Source organism: Streptococcus equinus (genome assembly GCF_900101445.1).
In the GTDB taxonomy this organism is placed as follows: domain Bacteria; phylum Bacillota; class Bacilli; order Lactobacillales; family Streptococcaceae; genus Streptococcus; species Streptococcus equinus_B.
Genome location: NZ_FNKE01000001.1, coordinates 1,397,468 through 1,422,365 on the forward strand (window position 1 = coordinate 1,397,468; position 24,898 = coordinate 1,422,365).

The following is a 24,898-nucleotide window of genomic DNA, read 5'->3' on the forward strand; positions in this document are numbered from 1 at the left end:
TTATAACTAAAACCCTGCTCAGATAAACTGAGCAGGGTTATTTTTTATGCAATATCAAATTTAAGTTGTCCTTTTGAGACACCAATTTTAAGAGTATTTCCACTTGCTAATTTGCCTGATAGAATAAGCTCTGATAGTTTATCTTCGACTTTATCTTGTAAGGTACGGCGAAGAGGACGGGCACCCATTTCTGGGTCGTATCCAGCTTCAGCAAGGTATTTAAGCGCTGATGGTTGGAATTTAAGAGTGATATCTTTTTCAGCCAATGTTGCAATCAATGGTTTAACCATAATTTTAACAACATCACGCATATTTTCTTGTGTTAAGTGGTGGAAGACAACTTTTTCATCAATACGGTTGATGAATTCTGGACGGTAAGTTTTCTTAAGCTCTTCCATGATGCGTTTTTGCATAGCATCGTAATCATGAGCCATGTCACGCGCTCCAAATCCAACTGTCTTATCATCACGAAGGGCAGTTGCACCAAGGTTTGACGTCATGATAATAATCGTATTTGAGAAGTCAACTTTACGACCACGACTATCTGTCAACACGCCATCATCCAAGACTTGAAGTAAGACATTGAAAATATCTGGATGAGCTTTTTCAACCTCATCAAAAAGTAGCACTGAATAAGGTTTGTTGCGAACTTTTTCAGTTAACTCGCCACCTTCTTCGTAACCAACATATCCTGGAGGCGCTCCGTTCAAACGACTCGCCGCAAATTTTTCCATGTATTCAGACATGTCAAAGCGGATAAGCGCTGATTCATCATCAAACAGTAGCTCTGCTAAAGCTTTAGCTAATTCTGTCTTACCAACACCAGTTGGTCCTAAGAACATAAATGAACCAATTGGACGTTTTCCTGTACGGATACCAGCTTGATTTCGACGAATAGCACGGCTAATGGCAGAAATCGCAGCATCTTGACCAATAACACGTTTGTGCAATTCTTTTTCAAGCGTCAAATATTTCTTGCTGTCGGCTTGCGTCATTTTTTCAACAGGAATACCTGACAAGCGACTAAGAGTTGCCATAATATCATCTTCTGTCACAGCTGTTGGCTTACGTGTCACAGCTTTACGTGATGCTTTTAGCAATTTTGTAGCTTTTTTGAAATCACCTTCTAAGATAGCTTGGTCAGCTGGAGTTAAATCAGAAGGTGTTTCTTTTTTCACCAAGCCTTGAACAGTTGCACTAGCTTCATCAAGCAAATCAATAGCTGAGTCTGGTAGATTCTTACTTGTCAAATAACGGTGGGCAGCTTTAACTGCTGTCAACACAGCATCATCAGAAATCGTTACATTGTGGAAAGTTTCATAAGATTTCTTAAGTCCAAGTAAAATCTGATAAGCATCTTCAACACTTGGTTCTTCAATCGTAATTTTCGCAAAACGACGTGAAAGAGCCGCATCTTTTTCGATGTGTTTTTGGTATTCTTCTTGAGTTGTCGCACCAACCATGTGAAGCGTACCACGTGCAAGAGCAGGTTTTAAGATATTGGCAGCATCTAACGTACTGTCAATTCCAGAACCAGAACCCATAATGGTATGCACTTCATCAATGAAGAGGATAATATGACCATCTTCTTCAATATCTGAGATGATTTGGTTCATGCGTTCCTCAAAGTCACCACGGAAACGAGTCCCCGCTACAACGCTCATCATATCAAGCTCTAAAACGCGCATGTCTTGAAGTTCATAAGGAATTTCACCATTAACAATACGCTGTGCTAGACCGTAAGCAAGTGCTGTTTTACCGACACCAGCTTCACCGACCAAGACAGGATTATTCTTTGTTTTACGACTAAGAACTTGCACCATGCGAGAAATTTCTTTTTCACGACCAATAACTGGTTCCAATTTCCCTTGGCGTGCCATTTCTGTCAAATCACGCGTGAAATCTGATAATTCTCCCGCTGTTGACTGAGGTTTCATCATTTCTGAGAAAGCACCGCCCATTGTGGCTTTTTTCGGTTTACGAAGATCGTGGATAGCTTTGATTTTTTCTTTAGTAAATCCAGCATTACGTGACAATGATTTACGCAAATCAAGCAAACGTGCTGAATCACCATCTTCTTTATTTTTAAATCCAGCAACTTCCAAAAGACGTGTCGCAAACAAATCAAGATTTAACAACATGGCATAAAGGACATGCTCTGTTCCGACTTCAGTGCCGCCAGTCACTTTGCAAATTGACTCAGCAAAAGCTAAAACGTCTTTTAAAGCTTTAGATTGTTCTAAGAACTGCACATTTTTCACATCTGCCAAAGGTGATTTTCCAAGCGCCAAAACAGCTGCTGCTTCGTATTCTTCGTAAGCAATCTTATTTTGGTATTCAGCAAATGTCAACCCTGCCACTGAATCATGAACAGCTACCATGGCTAAAAGCACATGCCAACTTTCTAAATATGGGCTTTCAAATCGCGCCGCCTGGTACTGGGCGATACTGAAAACCTCCTGCATTTTCATTGAATATTCACTCATAAATGGAATCCTTTTCTATCTAATCTTTGTAAGATTTTTCGCAACATACGTGCTCGAATTTCTGGAGCATCTTTTCCTAAAACTTCATCAGTAGCTGTTGCTAAAATCAGATTTCCTTCACGTTCACTAATAATTTTTTCGTCAAAAAGTAATTGAATCAAATCTGTAAAGACTTGCTCACTGATACGTTCACCGATATTTGCCATAAGGTTGTCAAACATTTGGTGTTGGTCTGAAAATCGCACTCTAGCAATACGAATATAGCCACCGCCACCACGCTTACTTTCGACTGTATAGCCACGACTTTCTGTAAAACGTGTTTTGATCACGTAGTTAATTTGGCTAGGAACAACTTGAAAGGCATCTGCCAAGTTTGACCGCTTAATCTCAGCAATACCTGATTGGGCAAGTAATTGCTTGATGTATTCTTCAATACTATCAGATGTATTTTTTGCCATTAGCTTCCTCCTTTTCAAGATTAAAGACCATTTCAAGATGGACTCTCTTTGACTATAACTGACTATCATTATAACAAAAATATCACTTTTTATAAACGAAAATACACCAAATGACCTGCTATACTAAGCTTTTCTCACAAGTTAGAAAAATAACAGCTACTAACCAATAGTATTTTTCTATTAGAACAGATTTTAGTTGAGTTTGTTTCCTAGATAAGATACAATTAACCTTGTAACAAATGAAAGGTTTCAAGTAATGAACTATATTATTACATTTTTAATCGGCATGGTGCCACTTATTGAGCTTCGTGGTGCTGTTCCTTATGCTATCGCAACTGGTATTCCAATGTGGCAAGCACTGATTATCGGGGTTGTTGCCAACATGCTTCCAGTTCCAATTATCTTCTTCTTTGCTCGCCGCGTTTTAGAGTGGGGAGCTGATAAACCTGTTATCGGCGGTTTCTTTACTTGGTGTTTGAAAAAAGGTCACAAAGGCGGTAAAAAACTTGCAGATACTGCTGGTGACAAAGGAATTTTCATTGCTCTTCTTCTCTTTGTAGGAATTCCAATTCCTGGAACAGGAGCTTGGACAGGAACACTTGCTGCTTCAATTCTTGACTGGGACTTCAAACGCAGTATTACAGCGGTTATGCTAGGGGTTATCCTTGCAGGCTTAATCATGGGAACACTAACTGTTCTTGGTTTGGGCGCTTTATCTTAATTTGAAAAAACAAGAGCTTGGAAATTCCAAGCTCTTTAATGTTACACACAAAAAAAGAAGACCACTAAGTGATCTTCTTTTTATATTAGCAAGCTAGTCTTATTTGTTAAGAGCTGCTGCCATTGTAGCTGCAACTTCTGATTCAAAGTCGTTAGCTGCTTTTTCGATACCTTCACCAACTTCGAAACGAGCGAAAGTAACAACTTTTGCGTTTACTGAATCAAGGTATTGTTCAACAGTTTTGCTGTCGTCCATGATGTAAACTTGTGCAAGAAGTGTGTATTGTTGGTCAACTTTAGTGTTGTCAAGCATGAAGCGAGCCATTTTACCAGGGATGATTTTATCCCAGATTTTTTCTGGTTTACCTTCAGCTTTAAGTTCTGCTTTAATATCTTCTTCAGCTTGAGCGATGATTTCATCAGTCAATTGTGATTTAGAACCATATTTCAAGTGTGGAAGAGCTGGTTTGTTAACCATTGCACGTGATTCGTTATCAAGATCGATAGCGTGGTTCATTTGAGCCAATTCATCGTGGATGAATTGTTCGTCAAGTTCTTTGTATGAAAGAACTGTTGGTTTCATAGCTGCAACGTGCATTGAAACTTGTTTTGCAAGAGCTTCGTCGCCACCTTCAAGAACAGTGATAACACCGATACGTCCACCGTTGTGTTGGTAAGCACCGAAGTGTTGTTCGTCAGTTTTTTCGATAAGTGCAAAACGACGGAATGAGATTTTTTCACCGATAGTTGCAGTTGCGTTAACGTAAGCTGCTTCCAAAGTATCACCTGAAGCCAAAGTTACTTTAAGTGCTTCTTCGTTGTTAGCAGGTTTTTGTTCAGCGATAGCTTTAGCTGTTTCTTTAACCAATTCAACGAATTGTGCGTTTTGAGCAACGAAGTCAGTTTCAGCGTTAACTTCAACAACTGCTGCAACGTTACCGTCAACGTAAGTACCAGTCAAACCTTCAGCAGCAACGCGGTCAGCTTTTTTAGCTGCTTTAGCCATACCTTTTTCACGAAGCAATTCAATTGCTTTTTCCATGTCACCGTCAGTTTCAACAAGTGCTTTTTTAGCGTCCATGACACCAGCACCTGATTTTTCACGCAATTCTTTTACTTGAGCTGCAGTAATTGCCATTTTTATGTCCTCCAGGATTTTTTTGTTTACCAAATAATAAAAACGAGACAGAGCGGTTTGCTTTCTGCCCCGTTTTAAAGCATATCAAAGACTGTTAAGCCTCTAATCTTATTCGTTGTCGCCTTCTACAACTTCAACGATTTCTTCGATTGAATCAACTTTTGCTTCTGCTGCAAAATCAGCGTCAGCATCTTCACCTTGGCGTCCTTCGATAACAGCGTCAGCCAATTTAGAAGTGATCAATTTAACGGCGCGGATAGCGTCATCGTTAGCTGGGATGATAACATCGATATCATCTGGATCAGCGTTAGTATCAACCATAGCTACTACAGGGATACCAAGTTTTTTAGCTTCTTTAACAGCGATTTGTTCTTTGTGTGGGTCAACAATGTACATTACGTCTGGAATACGTGGCATATCTTCGATACCGCCCAAGAATTTTTCAAGACGAGCACGTTGTTTGTTAAGAAGAGCAACTTCTTTCTTAGGAAGAACTTCAAAAGTTCCATCTTCTTCCATACGTTTGATTTCTTTCAAACGAGCGATACGTTTTTGGATAGTATCCCAGTTTGTAAGAGTTCCACCCAACCAACGGTGGTTGATGTAGTATTGACCTGCGCGTTCTGCTTCTTCTTTAACAGCGTCAGCAGCTTGTTTTTTAGTACCAACAAACAAGATTACAGCGTCGTTAGCAGCTGCATCACGAACGAATTCGTAAGCTGCGTCAGCCATTTTTACAGTTTGTTGAAGGTCGATAACGTGGATACCGTTACGTTCTGTGAAGATGTATTTAGCCATCTTAGGGTTCCAGCGACGAGTTTGGTGACCGAAGTGAACACCAGCTTCAAGAAGTTGTTTCATTGAAATTACTGCCATGAGTAGTTTCTCCTTTATAAAATGTTTTTTTCCTCTTCCAGACTTCATCTTGCAAATCCACTCACGATGAGCAACAGACTCACAATACATCCAGAATGAGTATTTGTTGCATAATACAACTATCATAGTTTACCATAAAAGCAGGCTATTGGCAAGCCATATGCGGCTTGAAAGAGTTTTTATTTTAAGCTTTTAAAAGCCTTTTGATAACTGAAAATGTCCATGAAATTTTCATGATTTTTTCTCAGATAAAACAAAAAAAGCTCGATTAACTCGAGCTTACTTGACATTATGAAGGCGGTAGACGGATTTGAACCGACGATCAAGCTTTTGCAGAGCCGTGCCTTACCACTTGGCTATACCGCCATAACAGATACCATTTTACCCTAAAATCAAAATCACGTCAAGCCTAATTCGTGAAATTCTAAAAGAGGATTATGAAAAAAGCTGGAACTTGGTTCCAGCTTTTTGGTTAGTCTTTGTTATTCTGTGCAATTTCTTGTGCTGTGAGCATTCGATTAATGTGAATGGCTAAATAAGCAATTTCATCTTTAGTGATTTTTTTATGGTAGATTAACTCCAAATGATCTTTTATCAAAAATGATATTTCAATAGCTCTTGGATAAAGCACTGCGATTTGATCAAAGAGTTGATTAGAATCGTCTTCTAGCATGCTATCGCTAAAAAAACGCTCCGCAAAAAACTTCAAATGTGTTATGAAACGTTGATAGTGGATGCTATGACTATCAATTTCAAAATTAATGCTGTAGCGGATAATGCTGTTTACCGAAGCTATCAATTTGGCGTAATTCATCCCATCACCCTTGCGACCTGATGTCGTCTGAGCATTGATGATATGAAAAGCGACATTGGCAGCTTCTTCTTCTGGCAAAATCAAACCAAACTCTCGTTTGATGAGTTTCAGAGCAAGCAGACCAAGCTTAAATTCTTCAGGGTAATAATTCTTAATCTCCCAAAAGACACGATTGGTAATGGTAACATTATTTTTAAAGCGCTCAATAGCAAAATTCAAATGATCACTTAACATAAAATAGATACTTGGATTAAGTTGACAATTCAAACTTTCTTGCGCCTCATCGACAATCTTTCTGGTTACCTCAAGTAATTCGGGCGGTATGGATTCCAAAATGCCAAGATACTCTTCAAATTCTGAGTTTTTCATGGGAATAAAGGTCTGATTAACCGCATCTGAATCGACTTCATCACCAATTTTTTTACCGTAACCAATTCCTTTTCCAAAAAGAATATACTCACTATTATCTTCATTTACAGCCAAAACGGCATTAGCATTTAAAGATTTTTTTATTTTCACAGGGAAATCTCTCCTAGTCTAAATCTTCTCCATTTGAGGCAATTACTTTTTGATACCAATAAAAAGAATCTTTCTTATAACGTTTCAAACTTCCTTTTCCTAAATCATCCTGGTCAACATAGATATAGCCGTAGCGTTTACTCATTTGAGAAGTTGATACGCTAATCAAATCAATTGGTGCCCAACTTGTATAACCAAATAAGTCAACTCCCATTTCAACAGCTTTCTTCATTTCTGCAATATGAGCACGTAGATAATCAATACGATAATCATCGTGAACACATCCGTCATCACCTAATTGATCATGGGCTCCCATACCATTTTCAACGATAATCAACGGCACATGATAACGATCATACAATTCTACCAAAGAAATACGCAAGCCAACAGGGTCAATTTGCCAGCCCCAATCTGTTGAAGCTAGATAAGGATTTTTCACGCTCATGATTGTGTTACCTGCCGCTTTTTCTTTATTAGGGTCTGCAGATTCAGTTCGTGACATATAATAACTAAATGCCAAGAAATCAGCTGTCCCTGCTTTCAAAATTGCTTCATCTTCTTCGGTAATTTGTAAATGAATTCCTTTATTGGCTAGAAATGTCTTGTAAAGAGCTGGATATTCTCCAAAAATTTGGATATCTGCTGGAGCATAGTTATCTAAATTACGTTCCAAAGCCAACAAAACATCTTGTGGATTGCAGGTATTTGGATAAGTGGTTAACTTAGTTAACATGCAGCCAACTTGACTATTTGGAATCATTTCATGACAGAGTTTCGTTACAAGCGCAGCGGCAAGATATTGGTGATGCAACGCCTGATAAATAGCTTCATCCAAAGTATAATCGATACATTGATCTGGAATAATTCCAGCTGTCGTAAACGGGTGACGTCCTACACTATCAATTTCATTAAAGGTCAACCAATATCGGACATATTGCCCAAATTCTTTAAAACAAACTTTTGCATAACGCACAAACAATTCAATCAAACGACGGTCAACCCAACCGTTATAAGTCCTACTCAAATACAAAGGCATTTCATAATGTGACAATGTCACGATAGGTTCGATATGGTTAGCTTTTAATTCTTTAAAAAGATTGCGATAGTAAGCAATTCCCTCAGGATTTGCCTCTTCTTCAATACCTTTAGGAAAAAGACGTGTCCACGCAATTGAAATTCGCAAGGTCTTAAAGCCCATTTCCGCAAATAATTTAATATCTTCTGGATAACGGTGGTAAAAATCAATTCCACGACGTTTTGGATAATAAGTCGCATCCTGAGTCTTGACAGCCTCTTCAATCATAGGTGTCGTGATTTTATTATGACCAGCATAGTCACTCACATCAAGATTTGGTTTAAAGAGAGCAACATCCGCAACTGACAAACCTTTACCTGCTTCATTCCAAGCCCCTTCAACTTGATTAGCAGCTAAGGCGCCACCCCATAAAAAATTCTTTTTAAACGTTGACATTTTTTATCCTTCCTAATTTAGCATCAATAGCGGTTCAAATTGATGAACAATCGCTTTATCTGTAACATCAAAAGTAACATTGGCTGGTTTTGTGAAAATCATCATTGTGGTTGTGTCAAAGCCAGCTTCGACAATTCTATCAGCATCGAAAATAATCAAAAGTTGACCACGTTTGACAGCTTGACCTTCTTTGACAAGAACATCAAAGAATTTTCCTTCTAGATTAACCGTATCAATTCCAATATGAATTAAAATTTCGTGACCGTCTGCGGTTTGTAAACCAATCGCATGTTTTGTCTTATAAACCATTTTTACCACTGCATCAACAGGAGAATATAACTCCCCTTTGCTTGGTTTAATAGCTATTCCGTCTCCTAAAATTTTAGCAGAGAAAACAGCGTCTTTAACATTTTCCAAAGGAACAACTGTTCCTTCAACTGGTGTATCAAGAATGGCTTGAGATGCTTTAGCTGTTTCCAAAACCTCTTTATCACAGATAGCTTTTTCTGCTCCTTCAGTTTCTACAGCCTCTTCCTTCCACAAAAGGAAAGTTGCTACAAATGAAGCCACAAATGAAATGACAAGACCAATCACAGCGTGCCACAAGTTATTTGGCAATTTATCAGAAATAAACATTGACAATGTCGCTAAACCTGGTCCGACAGCTACATAAGCTTCAACTGCCATTGCTCCCAAAGAAGCACCACCAATGAAGCTACCAACCATAACACCATAAAGGACACGTTTGTGTAGGATAGTTACCCCATAAAGGGCAGGTTCTGTAATTCCGAAAAGAGCTGAAATACCTGCTGAAATAGCTGTTGAACGCAAATCTTTATTTTTCGTACGGATAGCAACGGCAAAGTTAGCTCCTGCTTCTGAAATATTGTGAGCTAATGAGGCTGCATTGTAGATAATTTCTTTACCAGATTGACCTAAAGCAGTGATAACATAAGGAATCATTGCCTTGTGCATACCAGTTACAACCATGAATGGTAAGAATGCTGCTAAGACTGCAACGGCAATCCAGCCGAACTTAGCAAACATAAACATGATAACTGCTGCAAAACCTTGACCAAACGTAAAGCCGAGTGGTCCCAAAACAAACAAAGTAAGAGGAACAACAATCAACAAGCTAAACATTGGCACAAAGAAACTACGAACCACTTTCGGAGTCACTTTTGTGAAAAATCTTTCCAAGTGAGCATAGACTAGAACTGCCAAAATCGCTGGGAAAACTTGATAAGCATAGTTGACATTGGTCAAGCCAATACCAAACAACTTAGCTCCTTCACCAAGCACAGTCGTTAAGTCTGGTGTCAATAAACAAGCAACCGCTGATAAAGCAACCAATTGATTAACTTTCATTTTCTTAGCAGTTGTCACAGCAACTAGTAAAGGTAAAAATCTTAGCGGAGCATCACCGATAAAAGTTAAGATTTGATAAGTTTGAGTACTTTTATCCAACCATCCCAAAAGGGCAAATAACATCAAGAAAGATTTTAAAATCCCTCCACCAGCAATAGCTGGAATCAAAGGTTGAAAAATGGAAAAAACAAAATCTAAAATGCGTGTCCCGATTGATTGGCCTTTCTTATTGTCAGCATTAGCCTTCGGTCCATCAGCTAATAAGTGTTCTAATTCATTATATACTTCAACTACTGAATTTCCAATAATGATTTGTGTTTGAACATTTTGAACAACTCCTAGCACTCCTGATAGTTTTTTTAAAGCTTCCAAATCAGCTTTTGAATCGTCAACAAGATTGAATCGCAAACGAGTCGAACAGTGTTCTAAGTTAGAAACATTTTGACTTCCACCAACCAAGTTTAAAATAGCTTGAGCTAATTCTTGAACAGACATAATACCTCCCCTTTAGTAACTGGAAAAAAGAAAAAACCGAACTAAACTCAAAGTAATCCTAACATTACTCTCAGTTTAATTCGGTTATGCCTGCTTGACCAGTTACATGCCATTTATTTAATTTCTGGTATTAGTATAGCATTCTTTTTTGTAAGCGTCAACATTTTTTTGGAAACGTTTTTAAAAAAATTAAAGAGACGACCAGAATTTCCCTTAACGAGAAATCAATCATCTCTTTAAAAACAAATATTTATCTTTCAGCTTTGACTAAAGGTAATCATTTTGTCCAGGATTTTAACCAGACGTTTTTCTTGATTTTTAGTCATTTTATCTTTAGTGGCATCGTGGTCATCGACCGTACCGACGTGAACTTTAACATCTCCTGAACTATTAATTGCAACGACAAAAGGAACGTATAATTTGTCTTCTTTGGTATAAGTTTGAGAGAATTTTTTCACGATAGCATTGTCAGAGTCACTATAATGTTTACCTCGAACATCGACTGTATAGGCTTTACCATGGTCTGCTTGTAATTCCTTGTCTAAGACAGGCAATAACTCAACACACCACGGACAGGTTGGAAAGCCAAAATAATACATGCCTTGTTCTTTGGCTTCTAAGCGACTAACCACATCAGCTGGATTATCTTTAACCAGCTGAGCCGTTTCATCAACATAAGCACTTGTTCCATTTAATTTATTGGTAACGATATAACCACCACCAAAAATAATCGCAAACAAAACGATAAAGAGACCAAGTTTCATTTTTTTATTTTTCACTATTTTTTCTCCTTTTGAATTAGCTGAACAATTGACAGTAAAATCACCTCGCCATCTGCTGTGAATGGTAAGAGGTTAAACAGATTCATTAGACAAGTTACCTTCAATACGAGGGTGTAGTAATTTAGAGGGATTAAAATGCCAATAATAGTCAATAGAAATGGGGATATAAAAGCAATTAAGAAATTGTCTAAGGGACAGTTTTGATTTCTATACTCCACTTGAAAAGCCAGAACACCAACGTGTTTAAAACACGCTTGGTAATGCAGTGCTCGTGCCACCAAGTAATGCAATATCTCATGTAATCCGACCGCAGCATAAACTGACAAAATCGTAATAACAACTAAACTAAACAAGTCAATCATGTTTCTTTTCGCTGAATCTATCAGTGAGATAGGTTAAAGCATAGACAAGGCAAAAATAAATGATAAATGCAATTAATGTTTGCCAAGACAAGCCAAATGTTGTGGAAATCTTGTGCTCAGTAATTTTGTTATCAATGGTGATGCCTAACAAAGTTTTTACTGAAGCTGACGATCCGCCAAGCTGAAATAATTTCCAAAGGCTTGTAAACACAACTAAGGCAGCGTAGGTCACTACACTAATCCCTAGACAACGACTAAAATCTTTCATATCTTAACCTCCTAAGAAGACTATAGTGAATACCTGCTAATAGGATAATAACTATCAAACCCAAGCTTGCATTTTTCACAACAAGCGTGACTAAGATAAAAACAATCCCTAATAAAAACATTGACGTGGTCTCATTAAGATTCCCGCGTGATTTTGGGAAAAGATAGCCCAGCATCAAAGCTGATTGAGCAAAAGCAACTGACACCATCACTTGGTTAATAGTAGCTAAATGAAAGGCAAAGCAAATCAATAAAGGTATTTCCAACAATACAAGAAGCAAATACTGACCAAAGTATTCTTCCCATACTGTAATCCGCAGGAGATTATACTGATGTCGGAAATCCTCTGTGCTATCGCCATGTGAAAGTAATAATAAGCCATTAAACGCAAGCAATGTTGGTAAGACTGCCAGAACTGCTTTTACACCACTCTGATAAGCCATAATGCCAAGAACAATCACAGGAAAAATCAAATAATACCAATTTGTTTTATAACGAAAGGTGACTTTATCAAGAACAGGTACCTTAATAAAGCGACTGCGACTAGTAACTAAAGTATCAGCCAAAGGCAAATGCAAAAGCAAATAAACAGCGACAACTAGACAGCAAAAACTACCAAGGAATGCTCCTAGAATCAACTCATGAATGGAAAATGGAGAAGAAGCTAATCGTGATTCTAGTGCATAACGCCATTGAAAGAAATAAGCCAAACTAGTTATTAAAATAAGATTTGCTAGGAGTAGTTTAATCACAAGCAAGTGTTTTATCTGATTTTGCAAAAGCCTGTCTAGCCCTAAAGATAAGCATTCTAAGCTGATGATAACAAGAAAGAACGAAAAATGTTGACTAAGGAAAAACAAGCCAAAATCTCCCACAGAAGTTGTAACCAACTTGATAGCAGGCGTTGCAATGATCATGACTAATTCATAAATCTCAACCATTAACAACAAACGGAACAAAGAGTAAGCCCTTTGAATATCACGTTTTCGAAATGGTAAAGCTTTAACGAAATACAAAGATGTCTTATCCAAAGCCAAGGTTGCCTCAACAAAAAGAAAGGACAAGCAACCCAAGACAAATGTATTGCTGAAATAGCTAAAAAAGATTTGTTTCTGCCCAGTTTCCAAAATAGCAAGAGGAACATTTGTTCTGATGGATGATATTTTTGCCAGCTCTTTCATGTTGTAGAGATAATACAAAATATAAAGCAGGCATAGGAAAGTGACAAAGGAACGTCTTACCCATTTTGATTTGAAAATCGGGCGATTTAAGAAACCTTTCAAAGCATTATTCAGAAACATTGTCATCAAAAGTTGCGTATCTTTGAATGAACGTGATTTTATCATGAACAGACTCCGTGCGTAACACCTCTGCTTCCAATTGACTAGCATCGCCAGTAAAAGGAACTAATTTCCCATTAGACATCAAAAAGATATGGTCACAAAAGTGATTGATTATGGTCATATTATGTGAAATTAAGACAAAACTGCGATGATCAAGTAAAGCCTGAAATAGTTTTACTGTAATCAAAGTGGTTTCAAAATCCAAACCATTAAAAACTTCATCTCCCAAAACATAAGGAGCATTTGATAAGACAGCAGCGATAATTTGAACTTTCTTTTTCATCCCAAAAGAATAAGATTCTAAAAGCTGATTCTTAGCTTCCTTCAAATCATATAATTCAAAGAAAGAATCGACCTTATCAAGGTCTGCATTTGGATAACGCGCCAAAACGAATTGAATGTATTCATTTCCTGTCATGTAATCCGGAAGATAAAAATCAGATGGAATGTAAAAGACTTGCTCCTTGAAGGTATCCGATTGATTATGGTGACTATCAATCCAAATCTCTCCTTCACTTGGACGTTTCAAACCAACGACACAATCTAGAAATGTCGTCTTTCCACTACCATTAATACCAACAATAACACTCACTTGTCTTTCAGGAAAAGTTACTGAAATATCATTTAAAACCAAGCGCTTATATGTTTTAGATAAGTGTTCAATCTTAATCATAAATTCCTTATTCTAACAATTTCTCTTAAGAAGAAAGAGAAGAGAAATATTATTTAGTACAGTTAAATGTTACATGAATAACATCAGGAACACCTAACTTGATTCCGCCAGCAAAGTTTCCTGATTGTGACGTACAGTAAGCCGCATAACCAATAACTGCAATGACAGAAACAAGAGCGCAAACTGCCCAAACCCACTTAACAGTTACTTTTGAAGCATATTTAGCTTGCAAAGCAACCAAGTAGTTATCCATAAATCCTAACATAATCTTATGTTTTCCTTTCAACTTTTTAAAAATAAGAGGATAAAAAATGCCCATACAAATGGCAAATCACTCTTATCTATCAGGTGTTCTTTTTCGAAAAATAATTACCGATAACGTAAACCATTTAAACAGATTACACTACCATCATATCATCCGAAAGTTAAGATTTCTGAAAATTGTATATTTGCTTAACAAAAAAAGTTTATTTGCGTATTTGCAAATAAACCGATTTTAATATTTTCGCTGATACAATGAAGACATAACATTAAGGAGGATACTACTAATGCTTAAACTAACCCTTAAACAATTACTTAAAACAGTCGTTCCGGTACTTCCATTCTTTGTATATTACCCGTAAAACCCATTCAAAATAATCAACAGCCCCAAGTAATAACATTCATCCCTTCCCCTGCCCTAATAAATGTTATTACTCACAAAACTTATGAATAATACGTAATATATAAAATTTGGAGGATACTTATTATGTTTACACAAACACTAAAACAAATTTTTAAAATAACCACTTTTGTAGTTCCAATGTTTGTATTGCCCCTCGCTCTCTTATTGTAGTTAGCTTCCTTGTTAAATTAAATTTTATCTGGAAAAATACTTGATAAATTCTCTTTCAAAAAAGCAACCATAATCGGATTCCCCGTTCCTTCTACACATTTAATAAATGTTTCTAAATCAGATAAATCATCTGATTTTTCATCCATGTGATTTAATACTTTTTTCAGAAAATTAAGCCAAGTCATAGCAAACATATCCTGATAAGTTAATATCTTTTCAAGGTGTTCAATAAAGTAATTAGCTTGATAAGTTTTCCCGTAACCTATTAACATGAGTATCAAATTTAAAAAGACAACTTCGGCATTCTTTTTATGACTCGGAAGAGATAAATATAATTTATCACGATCCACAAATGCTTTTCCCAAAAAAATCAAATCCGACTCAGATAGAATAGACATTGTATTTCCAAAAACAAAAAGCTCATACTCTGTCCATTCTTCAATCTCATAAAGGTATGATGTCAAAAAATTCTTTTCATCTTCAGTGATGGTATAAGTCGAATCGAGCGTATGAATAGATGCTTTTATGATTAACTCATTTAAACGCTTATAGACATCAAATGTTTCAGAGCTTTTTTCACTTTCAAGCAAACTATACAAACCATCAATATCTTGTTTATTATATAATTCGTTAATCTTATTTACTATTTGAAACGTCTCCGGTTCTTGATAATTATTAATCGCGTGGCCGAATTCTGAGAAAGTCATGTGGATACCTGAGATGGCGATTAAGAGTTTATCTGCGGCAAGCATGGATTGTCCATTTTCAAAACGTGAGAGTTGAGATACAGAGAGGTTTTCTCGTGCAACGTCTTTTAGTTTCAAACCACGCGCGATTCGCAGTTCGCGGTAAAGTTCACCCAATTGCATTGATTTTTCGAGTTTCATACAGTCTCCTTTTTTGAGTCTATGATTTCAAATTCTCCCAGCAAGAAAGGTCTTTAGCTGTTATCCTAAACAACTTAGAAAAATCATAGTCTATATTTCTATTTTAAAAATCTAGGTATATTCTAGGTATACTAATGTTTATTGTATCACATTTTTAAAAAAGGAATAGCAAAAAACAAGAACTTGGTTAAACCAAGTTCTTGTTTCTAACGATTTTCTGGATAATAACTTACCAAATAATCACTCGATTTTCTGGTGCACGCCACATTGGGTCACCTGCTTTGATGTCAAATTCTTCATGGAAGTCATCGAAGTTTGGCAATGTGACATTGGTACGAAGTTTGGCTGGCGCGTGCACATCAATGCTTGCTAGCATTTGCATGTATTCATCACGTGCCTTCATGCGCCAAATGGTTGCAAAATTGATAAAGAAATCTCGTGCTGAGAAATCGTCATCTTGTTTCGCAGCCTCAAGCGCACAAGCCACACCACCAAGGTCAGCCACATTTTCAGAGACTGTCAATTTACCATTGACCTTAGCGCCATAAGAATCTAGACCATCAAATTGTTCAACGATTTTATCGGTACGTTCCGTGAAGGCTTTGTAATCTGCTTCTGTCCACCAGTTGTTTAGGCTACCATTTTCGTCAAATGAAGCACCGTTGGTATCAAAAGCATGTGAGATTTCATGGGCGATAACCGCTCCAATCCCACCATAGTTAGCAGATGAACTTTGTTCCAAGCTATAAAATGGAGCTTGTAAGATAGCCGCTGGGAAGACAATTTGGTTTTGTTGTGGGTCATAATAAGCATTGACCATGTGAGCTGGCATGTGCCATTCACTACGATCAACGGGCTTGTTCCACTTGCTCCAGCTGTGTGCGATAGAAATCTTAGCAAGGTTACGTGCATTTTCAACGAGCGACAAAGACTCATCAATGATTTTCTTCGCATAAGTTTCTGGTAATTTTTCCGGATAACCAATATGAGGCGTGATGACATTGAGTTTAACAATCGCTTTATCACGTGTCTCTTTGGCTAACCAGTCTGCGGATGCGAGACGTTTCTTGTAAACATCAATCATCGTCGCAACCTTATGCTCTACATCAGCTTTTGCTTCAGGTGAGAATTTTTGACCTGCATACCAAAGGCCAAGAGCTTGGCTATACGCACCAGATGCTAGATAATAAGCTGCTTTCTTCTTATCCATGGCTTGTGGTGTTCCTGAAAGAGCACGACTGTAAGTCCCTGAAAGCACTCGAATCTCATCTGTCAAATAGCTGTTGTAGCTTGTCGCTGCTGAAACAATCAAATCTGCTTTAAGCAATTCCCAGTTCTTTTCAGAATAATATTCTGCCGCAAATTCTTTCCAAAAACGTTCTTCTGGAACAATAACTTTGTCAGGAATTTCCCCAAGAATTTGTGTAAAAATACTATCCAAAGGAAGCTCTGGTGCTAATTTTGTAAAATCAGCCCAGTCATAAGGATGATAAAGCTTAACATACTCAGAAGATTCTTCACGTGACAAGACATATTTAGCTAATTTGGCATCGAGTTCGATGGTTTTATCCAGCAAATCTTTAATTTCTTCTGCTGAAAAATCAAATTTTGCTAGCAATTCTTCTTGCATCTGACGCCATGTCGCTAACAATTCTTTACCTTTTTCGTTGTCTTCAGCGTAATAAGTTGTATCAGGCAAAATTGTTCCAGGTGCGTCTGCCCACAAAACATTAAGCTGCGCATTCATAAAATCTGGCGCCACACCAAATGGAAATTCATTTGGTTTTCCAGCCATTTCAAAATCCGCAATTTGTCCGGCAAAATCCGCAAAAGAAGCCAATTTCTTATATTCTTCAATCAAAGGAAGAACTGGTGCTACACCAACAGCTTCACGTTTTTCATAGTCTGATGTCATGCGGTGGAATTTAACAAAATTTTGCAAAATGCTATCGTCTGGAAGATTTTTACCAGCCAACCACTCATCTGTGGTTGCTAACATTAAGTCTTCAATCTCATCAGCTAAATCTGAAAAACCACCAGTACGCGGTTTATCATCAGGAATGACGGCTGTCTTTTCCCATTCGCCATTGACGGCTTCATAAAAATCATCTTGGTATCGAGTCATAGGAATCTCCTTCTAATCTGTTAAGAACATTCTATCAAAAATTCAGAAGAATAACAGTTACAAGGATTTTCAAAGATAAATTTCCAAGCTCTGCTTTTAACTCAAGCAAAAAAATCCAAAAGTCAGCCTATCTCTAAGCCAACTTTTGGATAACTCACAACTTAGTATCGCAGTTTACGATAAACGGCAATCACCAACAAAAGCAAAATGAAGATAAAGATTGCTAAAATTGGTGCGACTAGCAACGGTTCAACACGACTAGCCTCAGAAATCACACGCGCATTCTTAATTTTATTTGGAATGCGGTGACCACGCACCAAGAGGCGGTGACTATTAACACCATAAGGCGTACACGTCACCAAGGTCACATAATCTTGATTTGGGTCAATGGCTAGCGCTGAGACATCATCTGGCAAGACCGTCAGAATTTGGTCAACTTCATAAGTTAAGGTTTCATCTAAAACCTGAATCATGAAAGTATCACCATCAACCAAACGGTCGATGTCTGTAAAGAGCTTAGCCGATGGCAAACCACGGTGACCTGAAATCACAGCGTGTGTTCCCTTGCCACCAACCGGTAAAGATGTTCCAGGAATATGACCAACAGCGACCTGCAAAATCGCATCATCCGTACCATGGTAGATTGGCAAAGTCGTGTTAATCTTTGGAATTTCGACGTAAGCCATAATTCCTGTACCAGTCACATCAAGGGTTTTATTATAAACAGACTTCTCAGCATTTGATAAATTCAAATCAGGCATCGTACCCTTTTCTAAGGTCTGATTATAAGCCTTGGCATCTGCTAGCATCTTATCTTTCTTATCTTGACTCATATCCTGAACATTTTGGACATAGCCAGCCACAGCTTCTGATTGGTGAAATGAATTCCAATAATCGCTAACTGTCGGATACAACAAGAGGGACAGCCCGATTATTAAGATAAAAATAAGTGAATTTGTCAAAAAATTTTCTTTGAACTTTTTCAACATACTAAAGAGCTCTCCCCACTGTTGCATGAGTAAAGGGAGTAGAAAGAAAGCTTAATGCCACTTGCCACTCCCTTTGTCAGATTAACAAGGTTAATGATTTATCAATGCTTGCTAACCCAACATTTACAAACTAATCTTATGCTTATTTAGCAGCATCCATACGTTTTTTAGTGATAAAAAGAATTGCTGCGACAAGAACAAGAATTGAACCAACTACGTAAAGGATTGTTGTACCCATACCACCAGTTGATGGAAGAAGTGAACCTTTACGGTTGACAATACCAACAGTCAATGAACCGTCTGAAAGATTTGATTTAAAATCATCTGATTTAACATCACCTGAAGTAACATTAGTTGAAAGCTCTGTCAATTGAGGGTCAGCAGATTCAACATCGTATTTAGCGTCGATTGTGAATTCGATTGGTTTGATTGTGTTGTAACCATCTGGTGTAGTTGTTTCTTCAAGTTTGTAGTCACCAGCATCAAGACCTTTGAATTCGAAGCGTGTAGCTTCACCAGCTGCGATAGCTTTTACAGTGTTCCAGTTACCATCTTTATCTTTCTTAGAAAGTGTAAATCCGGCACCTTTCAAAGCTTCTTTGTTTTCGTTAAGTTTGTTAATAATTGTTTGGTAAGTGAAGACTTTTACAGTATCTTTTGGAGTTTTACCAGTATCTGCTGGTTTAGATGTACCATCACCAGTAGCGTTAGGGTTGTTTGAGTATGTCAATTCAACGCTGTTTGGGTTACCTGCTGAACCAAGAACAGCTTTATCATTAAGAGTTGCGTTGTATTCTACAGTAACTTCTTTATCGTCTTTTGAGATGCCACTAACAGCTTTTACGTCAGTAATGATAACAGAAAGTGTTGTTGTACCATCTTTATTTTCTGTTTTACTTACTTGGTATTGATCTTCTTTAAGAATTGTATTATCTGCTTTTACCAAAGTGATTTTATCAAAGGTTAAACCTGCAGACAATGTATCTGTAAATTCTACATAATAGTGTTCATAATCATCAATATGAATTGGAAGTGTTGCCTTCAATTGGAATGGAACTGTATCATTAATATCATAGTCAGCAGCATCTTGCCAATCAGTTGTTGTACCAGTTGAATCGTTAGTTTCTTTTACTTTCTTTTGAACAGTTGGTCTATCATTTTTAACACGGGCAGTGACATCACCAGCAACTTCCATCATAAAACGAGTGTAAGCTGAATATTTATCATTTTGTTTACCATCTTTATCTTTTACCAAGTAGTAACCAGGTGCAGCAACTGTAAGAACAGCTTGTCCGTCTTTACTTTCTGCACTAGCTGCTGGAGTTGTAAGGTTAGCACCAGCTACTTTTGAGAATGCTTTAGCATCATCTGAGTCAACTTCTTGACCTTCGATTGCTTTAGCAATCTCAGCAGCCTCTGATTTATCTTTGAATGTAAAAGGTGTTACACCATTACCCCATTGGATATCTGAAAGTGTCTTACCATCTGAAGCAAGCGTACCAGAAAATACTTGGTAAGCTTCGTAAGTGTGATTATCTGCGACATGATCAATCGTCAAAGTATAAGCGGATGCTTTCACACCAGCAAATGCGAAAAGCGTAGCAACAAAAGCTGCTAAAAACAACTTGAATTTCTTCATTGTAAAATCCTTTTCCTTCTTTCTTTTTTAAAACAAAAACTAAATTGTGTAAACTCCAAAATTGAAGTCATAACCTAAATCCTTACAGTAGTGAATCAGGCATCACCACCTTTACCAGGAACTCTATCATTAGGAGTCACCTCCTTTTTGATAATCTCTGTAAACTTTTAGGATGATTAATCCTAGGGAGAGCAGTGCTAAGCTTGCACCAATCACATAGTGCATCTTCACACCACTACCACCAGTCTCAGGCAATTCATATTGCTTTTGAGATTTATTTTTAATGGTAATCTGACCATCCTCAGCATCCGTTACCATATCGGCTGGATTTTTCGAACTATCAGAACCATTTGAATAACTAGTATCATAACCAGAAACGGTTTGTTCACGGACATAGTAAGTGAAAATGTACTTGTTTCCACAAGCATCATAACCAGAAACTGGCAGATTCTTATACGTTCGCGTCCAATTATCAGCATGGGTCAATACTTCACCGGCTTTATAAACATACTCGAAAGATTGACCACATTGGTTAGTCGCTACCTGAATCACATCATAAGTGATTGAACCATCCGTACGCTCAGTTTTACTGCCGTCAGATTTTAACCATTGTTTCTTAACGGTTAAGTTCGTTTGCTTGATTTTTTTATTTTCAACATAAACCGAAGCGCTGGTCTTGGCTAAGTTAACAGCTCCATATACCTTTTTATAATAATCGTCATAAGCATCACATTCATTTGGAGAGTAGTAGAAATAATGCTTTTCAGGATTCTTAGGTAATTCATAACCAGGTGGAGCAGAGGTTTCTTTGAAGTAGTAGGCTTGATTATCTTCAAAGTTTTCTTTTGGATCTATCCAACCTACTGTAATCCATCCTAGAATTGGAACATAAACTTGATAACATTTACCTGGTTCCAACAAGGTTTTTGAAATCGAAATATGTCCATTTTCATCACTGACATATTCTCCAACGACTTCGTCATTACGGTCATCACAATCACCATCAGCCTTATAAACCGTAAAGACCGCACCTTTAAGCCCTTTAGCATAGTTACTTGAATCAACTTTATTGATAACATAAGCATGCTCAGTATCAATACCAGCATCAGTACCAATTCTTTGCCAAGCTACGGCGGTTGTCGTATCAGTAGAACCCTCACTAACTCCTGATAAAGTTGCCGTATTCTTAGGCCAGTAAGTAGCTGTCAAATCTGGATTCTTCTTAATCAAAGTATAATCATACTTCAGCTTATAAGCTGTCTCATCTTTTAGACTGATTGTTAAAGTACTTGTCAAATTACCCCAACCATCATCTGTCGACGACACTTTCCAAGACCAATCACTAGAGGGAACTTCTTGATTGCTGTCAGCATAATAAAGCTTAACGGAAGCTTGGTTTAAAGCAAGAGATATGTCCGTCCCATAAATACTCATGACATCTGTCAGCGTTAGCTTATCAGTACCATCTACTAAATCCTCAGCTTCTGGATTAATTGATAAACTGTAGTGCAAGACTCTGTTGGTGTTATCCCAGCTACCTGTCTTAGTAATTGGTTTGACAACTTGCTTGTCTTTACCAAAGGTAATGATTTGAGTTTGACTATCTGAACCGTAATCTTTATTACCATCAACAAGAACTGAAACCGTATTGGTTAAAGTATCCGTTACTTTCTTACCTGATTCAGGTAACTTATCGTAAGCTGTCGTGTAAGTTAACCAAAAATCATTGTTATCACCAATACTTTGTTTAAGGGTTCTACCATCAGTTGTTGAAAAATTCAATGTGACAACATTATCACCTGAAATGCTTCCGTCAACCTTCATGTTCGTAGCGCCCCACTCATACTGACCAGTTATAGCTGAAATGCTATTACCAGAAATCGTTACAGGCGTTTGACTGTAGTGACGACCAAAAACCAGACCGGTTAGGTGAACACCTTTTGGTAAATTATCTGTTACCGTCATAGTCTTAGCATCGTCACTCAAATTAACCTTAACTTTCCAAGTAACAACACCATCCGTGCTAGTTTTCTTGGTCGTTGCGTGATTTTCATCACCATCCATTTTGATAACATTTGAATTATCAGTATGGTGATACTTCGCTTGGCTAGAATGGTCTGCAGAACTAATCGTATTCCAGAAATCAAGATTAGCATTGCCATTTAGCTTAGCTGTTGATTGGTATTGAAGAACAATATTTTTACTTGATTTGAAATCATCGGTTAAAATAATTTGAAACTCAGTATATTTAGTATTGTTATCTAAATCTTCATAGTTGGTATAACCATCCCATGGTTTTTGACAAGCTTTCAAAGTAAACTTACTATCACCAAAGATTTTAACAAGTTTTTTATACAAGTCTTGCAACTGTGCTTTGGTGTACCAGTGAACTTCTGAATTTTGATTGTATGGATCTGTTAGAAAATCCCTAAAATTCGTTCCTTTTTCAATCACACCACTTGCTGGCATAGTGATTTTAGTTTGCCAACTAAGTGTCTTGACACCTGTGTCTGATGTGTCATTTTCTCCAAGAGATGTTTTTTCTAGATTACCATCACCTGGAACACTTGGTTTAGCAGAAGATGAAGTTTTATCACCATCATCATCTAAGGTAACTGTATTTTTCACAGTTTTTTTATTCCAACTTGAATTTTTAGCATCTGTTGTATAGGTAATTACATAGGTTTTAGTATTTGACTTTTTGCCTTTTTGACCACTAAAACGAATATAAGAGACCTTACTAAAATCCGTTATATTGTCATCTAACTTATTATTATTAGAATCGTAGTAGCGATAAGTTCCAGAAGCACTAGATCCATCTTTCAATGTAACTTCTATCGACTCAGCTTTCTTAAAGAAATCATCTTTTAAGGTAGCACCACCAATATCATTACTATCTGGGTTTACTGTGATTGTCCAAGTAATCTTTCCAGTCTTTTTATCGTATTTACCAGACTTTTTAATATCATTTAATTTTAACGTAACGCTAGTACTGCTACTTGCCTCACGTTTATCTTGATCATTTTTAGAAACAGCTTTGATAGTATTATTAACCTGTACAGTTTTACCTGCTGATAAACCAGCAAATTTATAATGATAAGTGATTGTGTAAAAATGACCAATCGGATTACCATTCGAATCTGTTCCACCACTGACTAATTGCGGAAGAGTCAAGCTCCACTTTTTATTAGCCTTATCAAAGTTTGGCTTAGTAGAAACAGTTTCTGTTCCAGTCACATGACTTGTATCTCCAGTATAAGTTGATTTGGTAATTGATACATTTGTAACATCAGCAATTGATACACCATCTGCTGTCAAACTATCCGTTAAATCAATATTACCCGGCGTTCCGTATTTAGAATCCACTGTGACAGTGTAATCGATATACGGTGTATCACCATCATATGAAACTTTTCCAGTTTTTGATGTTGATAAATCATAATTTTTAGTTACTTTTTCTGGTGGAATTTCAATTGTCACACCATCACTAAACTTGACCGTGTAGCTATCATGACTTGTTCTATGAGTTAAGCCAAAGACTGCTTCGTAATCAATATAACCTGTTGACTGAACACCTTGTCCCATGCTAGCAACATAACTATCTAAGAATGTAATCAGCAAATAATATTTACCTGACGAATCATCTTTTTTGAATTGGTACTTAAAAGCATCGGTATTATTGTTATCACGTCCAGTGTATTCCGTACCAAGTTTTAAATCTTTACCAATCGCCGTATCATCTGGCAAAGCTAAGTAATAATGTTTTTCTTTAGCAACGTCTTTTTGGTTAATCTTAAAATCCAAATGCAATAAGACGCTTAATTCTTCTGTTGATAAATCCTCTTGAACAGATTTTTCATTATAACTATATCCCGTCAAATACCCTGAAAAGTCAGCGTAGGTTACACCCGCTAGGGTGTATATTGAGAAGGTATTAGACTTGAAATCAACACTTTCGACTGCTCCGTCACCAGTTTCTTTAATGTCTGTATCTGTCGATTCAGTCAAATCTTGAACTTGGTTAACATCGTTATCCACAAAGTGATACAACTTCCAACCAGCTTGTTTGTCATCGCTTGTGGATAAGTCATTTTTAAAAGCCATTGACACTTTGACGTCTTTACTTGGTTCAACTTCCTTGCCATCATCTGTGACAAATGAAATATCGTAAGAGTGTGCTTGTGATAAGCTTTGCTTACTTTCGCTTAGAAGCGATGTTAACTTGTTATCAATGGCAGTCGTGTCAGAAACAGGCTTTACCTTTAATTGAACTGGCTCTGTAAAGGTATCTCCCTCATAAGAGACCGTTACCGTCACATCTGACGTTTCAGCAGTCAAAGTGCCTGCTTGTGACATATCCTTTTTTTCTTGACTTGACTCAGTCGGACTGGCTTGTGAAGAAGCTTCTGTCTGGCTATTTTCTTTTTGGGAATCATTCGTCGTGGACTCAACCTGAGATGAGGCACCATCTGAGGATTGAAAAACAGACGAACTATTTCCCGTACTAATTGTTAGGGCTGGTAATATTAGTAAATATGTCGTACAAAAGACAACGACTAGAGATAGCACCAAAGCAATCTTTGCGATAATACTATCTCGGACTCGCTTTTTTACTAAAATCGCTAACCTTGCCCATAGCTTTAACATCCAA

18 protein-coding genes and 1 tRNA gene are annotated in these 24,898 nt (G+C 37.3%); 1 reads left to right on the top strand and 18 read right to left on the bottom strand.

The window, feature by feature from the left end; genetic code table 11:
• Window positions 1-44: 44 nt before the first annotated feature.
• Both BLR83_RS06970 and BLR83_RS06975 read right to left on the bottom strand, forming a co-directional pair.
• A complete protein-coding gene (locus BLR83_RS06970) occupies window positions 45-2,486 on the bottom strand; it encodes an ATP-dependent Clp protease ATP-binding subunit (protein WP_074560990.1) in 2,442 nt (813 codons plus the stop codon).
• Window positions 2,483-2,944, bottom strand: a complete 462-nt coding sequence (locus BLR83_RS06975) for a CtsR family transcriptional regulator (protein WP_039696152.1) — start codon at window positions 2,942-2,944, stop codon at window positions 2,483-2,485. Before BLR83_RS06975 ends, BLR83_RS06970 begins: the two co-directional genes overlap by 4 nt.
• Before the next feature lie 256 nt (window positions 2,945-3,200).
• Between BLR83_RS06975 and BLR83_RS06980 the strand changes: the two genes are divergently transcribed.
• Window positions 3,201-3,665, top strand: coding sequence for a COG2426 family protein (locus BLR83_RS06980; protein ID WP_074560991.1), 465 nt, complete (start codon window positions 3,201-3,203; stop codon window positions 3,663-3,665).
• A gap of 99 nt (window positions 3,666-3,764) precedes the next feature.
• On the opposite strand, the gene tsf is transcribed toward BLR83_RS06980, so the two are convergent.
• From tsf to BLR83_RS09925, 16 genes are all read right to left on the bottom strand, one after another.
• Entirely contained in the window at window positions 3,765-4,802 is a 1,038-nt protein-coding gene (tsf, locus tag BLR83_RS06985; RefSeq protein ID WP_074560992.1) for a translation elongation factor Ts, read from the bottom strand.
• Window positions 4,803-4,910: 108 nt separating this feature from the next.
• Window positions 4,911-5,678 (bottom strand): 30S ribosomal protein S2, encoded by a 768-nt coding sequence (gene rpsB / locus BLR83_RS06990; protein ID WP_074560993.1) that lies wholly within the window; start codon window positions 5,676-5,678, stop codon window positions 4,911-4,913.
• Window positions 5,679-5,973: 295 nt separating this feature from the next.
• A tRNA-Cys gene (locus tag BLR83_RS06995) sits at window positions 5,974-6,044 on the bottom strand.
• A gap of 106 nt (window positions 6,045-6,150) precedes the next feature.
• Window positions 6,151-7,011, bottom strand: a complete 861-nt coding sequence (locus BLR83_RS07000; protein ID WP_074560994.1) for a PRD domain-containing protein — start codon at window positions 7,009-7,011, stop codon at window positions 6,151-6,153.
• A gap of 13 nt (window positions 7,012-7,024) precedes the next feature.
• Window positions 7,025-8,482: a glycoside hydrolase family 1 protein gene (locus BLR83_RS07005; protein WP_074560995.1), complete on the bottom strand. Its 1,458-nt coding sequence runs from the start codon at window positions 8,480-8,482 to the stop codon at window positions 7,025-7,027.
• 12 nt (window positions 8,483-8,494) lie between these two features.
• Window positions 8,495-10,345: a beta-glucoside-specific PTS transporter subunit IIABC gene (locus tag BLR83_RS07010; RefSeq protein ID WP_074560996.1), complete on the bottom strand. Its 1,851-nt coding sequence runs from the start codon at window positions 10,343-10,345 to the stop codon at window positions 8,495-8,497.
• A gap of 257 nt (window positions 10,346-10,602) precedes the next feature.
• Entirely contained in the window at window positions 10,603-11,124 is a 522-nt protein-coding gene (locus BLR83_RS07015; protein ID WP_234793117.1) for a transporter, read from the bottom strand.
• Between the two features lie 357 nt (window positions 11,125-11,481).
• Window positions 11,482-11,757: a hypothetical protein gene (locus BLR83_RS07025; protein ID WP_074560998.1), complete on the bottom strand. Its 276-nt coding sequence runs from the start codon at window positions 11,755-11,757 to the stop codon at window positions 11,482-11,484.
• Window positions 11,744-13,102, bottom strand: a complete 1,359-nt coding sequence (locus tag BLR83_RS07030) for a hypothetical protein (RefSeq protein WP_074560999.1) — start codon at window positions 13,100-13,102, stop codon at window positions 11,744-11,746. Before BLR83_RS07030 ends, BLR83_RS07025 begins: the two co-directional genes overlap by 14 nt.
• On the bottom strand, window positions 13,044-13,772 hold the full coding sequence (locus BLR83_RS07035; RefSeq protein ID WP_074561000.1) for an ATP-binding cassette domain-containing protein: 729 nt from the start codon (window positions 13,770-13,772) through the stop codon (window positions 13,044-13,046). The genes BLR83_RS07030 and BLR83_RS07035 overlap by 59 nt, the downstream gene beginning before the upstream one ends.
• 49 nt (window positions 13,773-13,821) lie before the next feature.
• Window positions 13,822-14,037 carry a hypothetical protein gene (locus BLR83_RS07040; RefSeq protein WP_015695792.1) on the bottom strand — a complete coding sequence of 72 codons (216 nt, stop codon included), beginning with the start codon at window positions 14,035-14,037 and terminating at the stop codon, window positions 13,822-13,824.
• A 587-nt stretch (window positions 14,038-14,624) separates the two neighbouring features.
• Window positions 14,625-15,494: a helix-turn-helix domain-containing protein gene (locus tag BLR83_RS07045; protein WP_074561001.1), complete on the bottom strand. Its 870-nt coding sequence runs from the start codon at window positions 15,492-15,494 to the stop codon at window positions 14,625-14,627.
• 229 nt (window positions 15,495-15,723) lie between these two features.
• Window positions 15,724-17,619: a M13 family metallopeptidase gene (locus BLR83_RS07050; RefSeq protein WP_074561002.1), complete on the bottom strand. Its 1,896-nt coding sequence runs from the start codon at window positions 17,617-17,619 to the stop codon at window positions 15,724-15,726.
• Window positions 17,620-17,780: 161 nt separating this feature from the next.
• Window positions 17,781-18,608 carry a class C sortase gene (locus BLR83_RS07055; RefSeq protein ID WP_074561003.1) on the bottom strand — a complete coding sequence of 276 codons (828 nt, stop codon included), beginning with the start codon at window positions 18,606-18,608 and terminating at the stop codon, window positions 17,781-17,783.
• A 142-nt stretch (window positions 18,609-18,750) separates the two neighbouring features.
• Window positions 18,751-20,247 (bottom strand): isopeptide-forming domain-containing fimbrial protein, encoded by a 1,497-nt coding sequence (locus tag BLR83_RS07060; RefSeq protein WP_074561004.1) that lies wholly within the window; start codon window positions 20,245-20,247, stop codon window positions 18,751-18,753.
• Window positions 20,248-20,376: 129 nt separating this feature from the next.
• Complete coding sequence (locus BLR83_RS09925; protein ID WP_159427756.1) at window positions 20,377-24,894, bottom strand: SpaA isopeptide-forming pilin-related protein; 4,518 nt, start codon at window positions 24,892-24,894, stop codon at window positions 20,377-20,379.
• Window positions 24,895-24,898: the final 4 nt, after the last annotated feature.

Bases quoted from the DNA above. Each gene is read 5' to 3' on its own strand.
- BLR83_RS06975 (WP_039696152.1), bottom strand. From the start codon at position 2,944: ATGGCAAAAAATACATCTGATAGTATTGAAGAATACATCAAGCAATTA.
- BLR83_RS07055 (WP_074561003.1), bottom strand. From the start codon at position 18,608: ATGTTGAAAAAGTTCAAAGAAAATTTTTTGACAAATTCACTTATTTTT.
- BLR83_RS06980 (WP_074560991.1), top strand. From the start codon at position 3,201: ATGAACTATATTATTACATTTTTAATCGGCATGGTGCCACTTATTGAG.
- BLR83_RS07030 (WP_074560999.1), bottom strand. From the start codon at position 13,102: ATGATAAAATCACGTTCATTCAAAGATACGCAACTTTTGATGACAATG.
- BLR83_RS07060 (WP_074561004.1), bottom strand. From the start codon at position 20,247: ATGAAGAAATTCAAGTTGTTTTTAGCAGCTTTTGTTGCTACGCTTTTC.
- BLR83_RS07010 (WP_074560996.1), bottom strand. From the start codon at position 10,345: ATGTCTGTTCAAGAATTAGCTCAAGCTATTTTAAACTTGGTTGGTGGA.
- BLR83_RS06970 (WP_074560990.1), bottom strand. From the start codon at position 2,486: ATGAGTGAATATTCAATGAAAATGCAGGAGGTTTTCAGTATCGCCCAG.
- BLR83_RS07045 (WP_074561001.1), bottom strand. From the start codon at position 15,494: ATGAAACTCGAAAAATCAATGCAATTGGGTGAACTTTACCGCGAACTG.
- BLR83_RS09925 (WP_159427756.1), bottom strand. From the start codon at position 24,894: ATGTTAAAGCTATGGGCAAGGTTAGCGATTTTAGTAAAAAAGCGAGTC.
- BLR83_RS07050 (WP_074561002.1), bottom strand. From the start codon at position 17,619: ATGACTCGATACCAAGATGATTTTTATGAAGCCGTCAATGGCGAATGG.
- rpsB (WP_074560993.1), bottom strand. From the start codon at position 5,678: ATGGCAGTAATTTCAATGAAACAACTTCTTGAAGCTGGTGTTCACTTC.
- tsf (WP_074560992.1), bottom strand. From the start codon at position 4,802: ATGGCAATTACTGCAGCTCAAGTAAAAGAATTGCGTGAAAAATCAGGT.
- BLR83_RS07040 (WP_015695792.1), bottom strand. From the start codon at position 14,037: ATGTTAGGATTTATGGATAACTACTTGGTTGCTTTGCAAGCTAAATAT.
- BLR83_RS07035 (WP_074561000.1), bottom strand. From the start codon at position 13,772: ATGATTAAGATTGAACACTTATCTAAAACATATAAGCGCTTGGTTTTA.
- BLR83_RS07005 (WP_074560995.1), bottom strand. From the start codon at position 8,482: ATGTCAACGTTTAAAAAGAATTTTTTATGGGGTGGCGCCTTAGCTGCT.
- BLR83_RS07025 (WP_074560998.1), bottom strand. From the start codon at position 11,757: ATGAAAGATTTTAGTCGTTGTCTAGGGATTAGTGTAGTGACCTACGCT.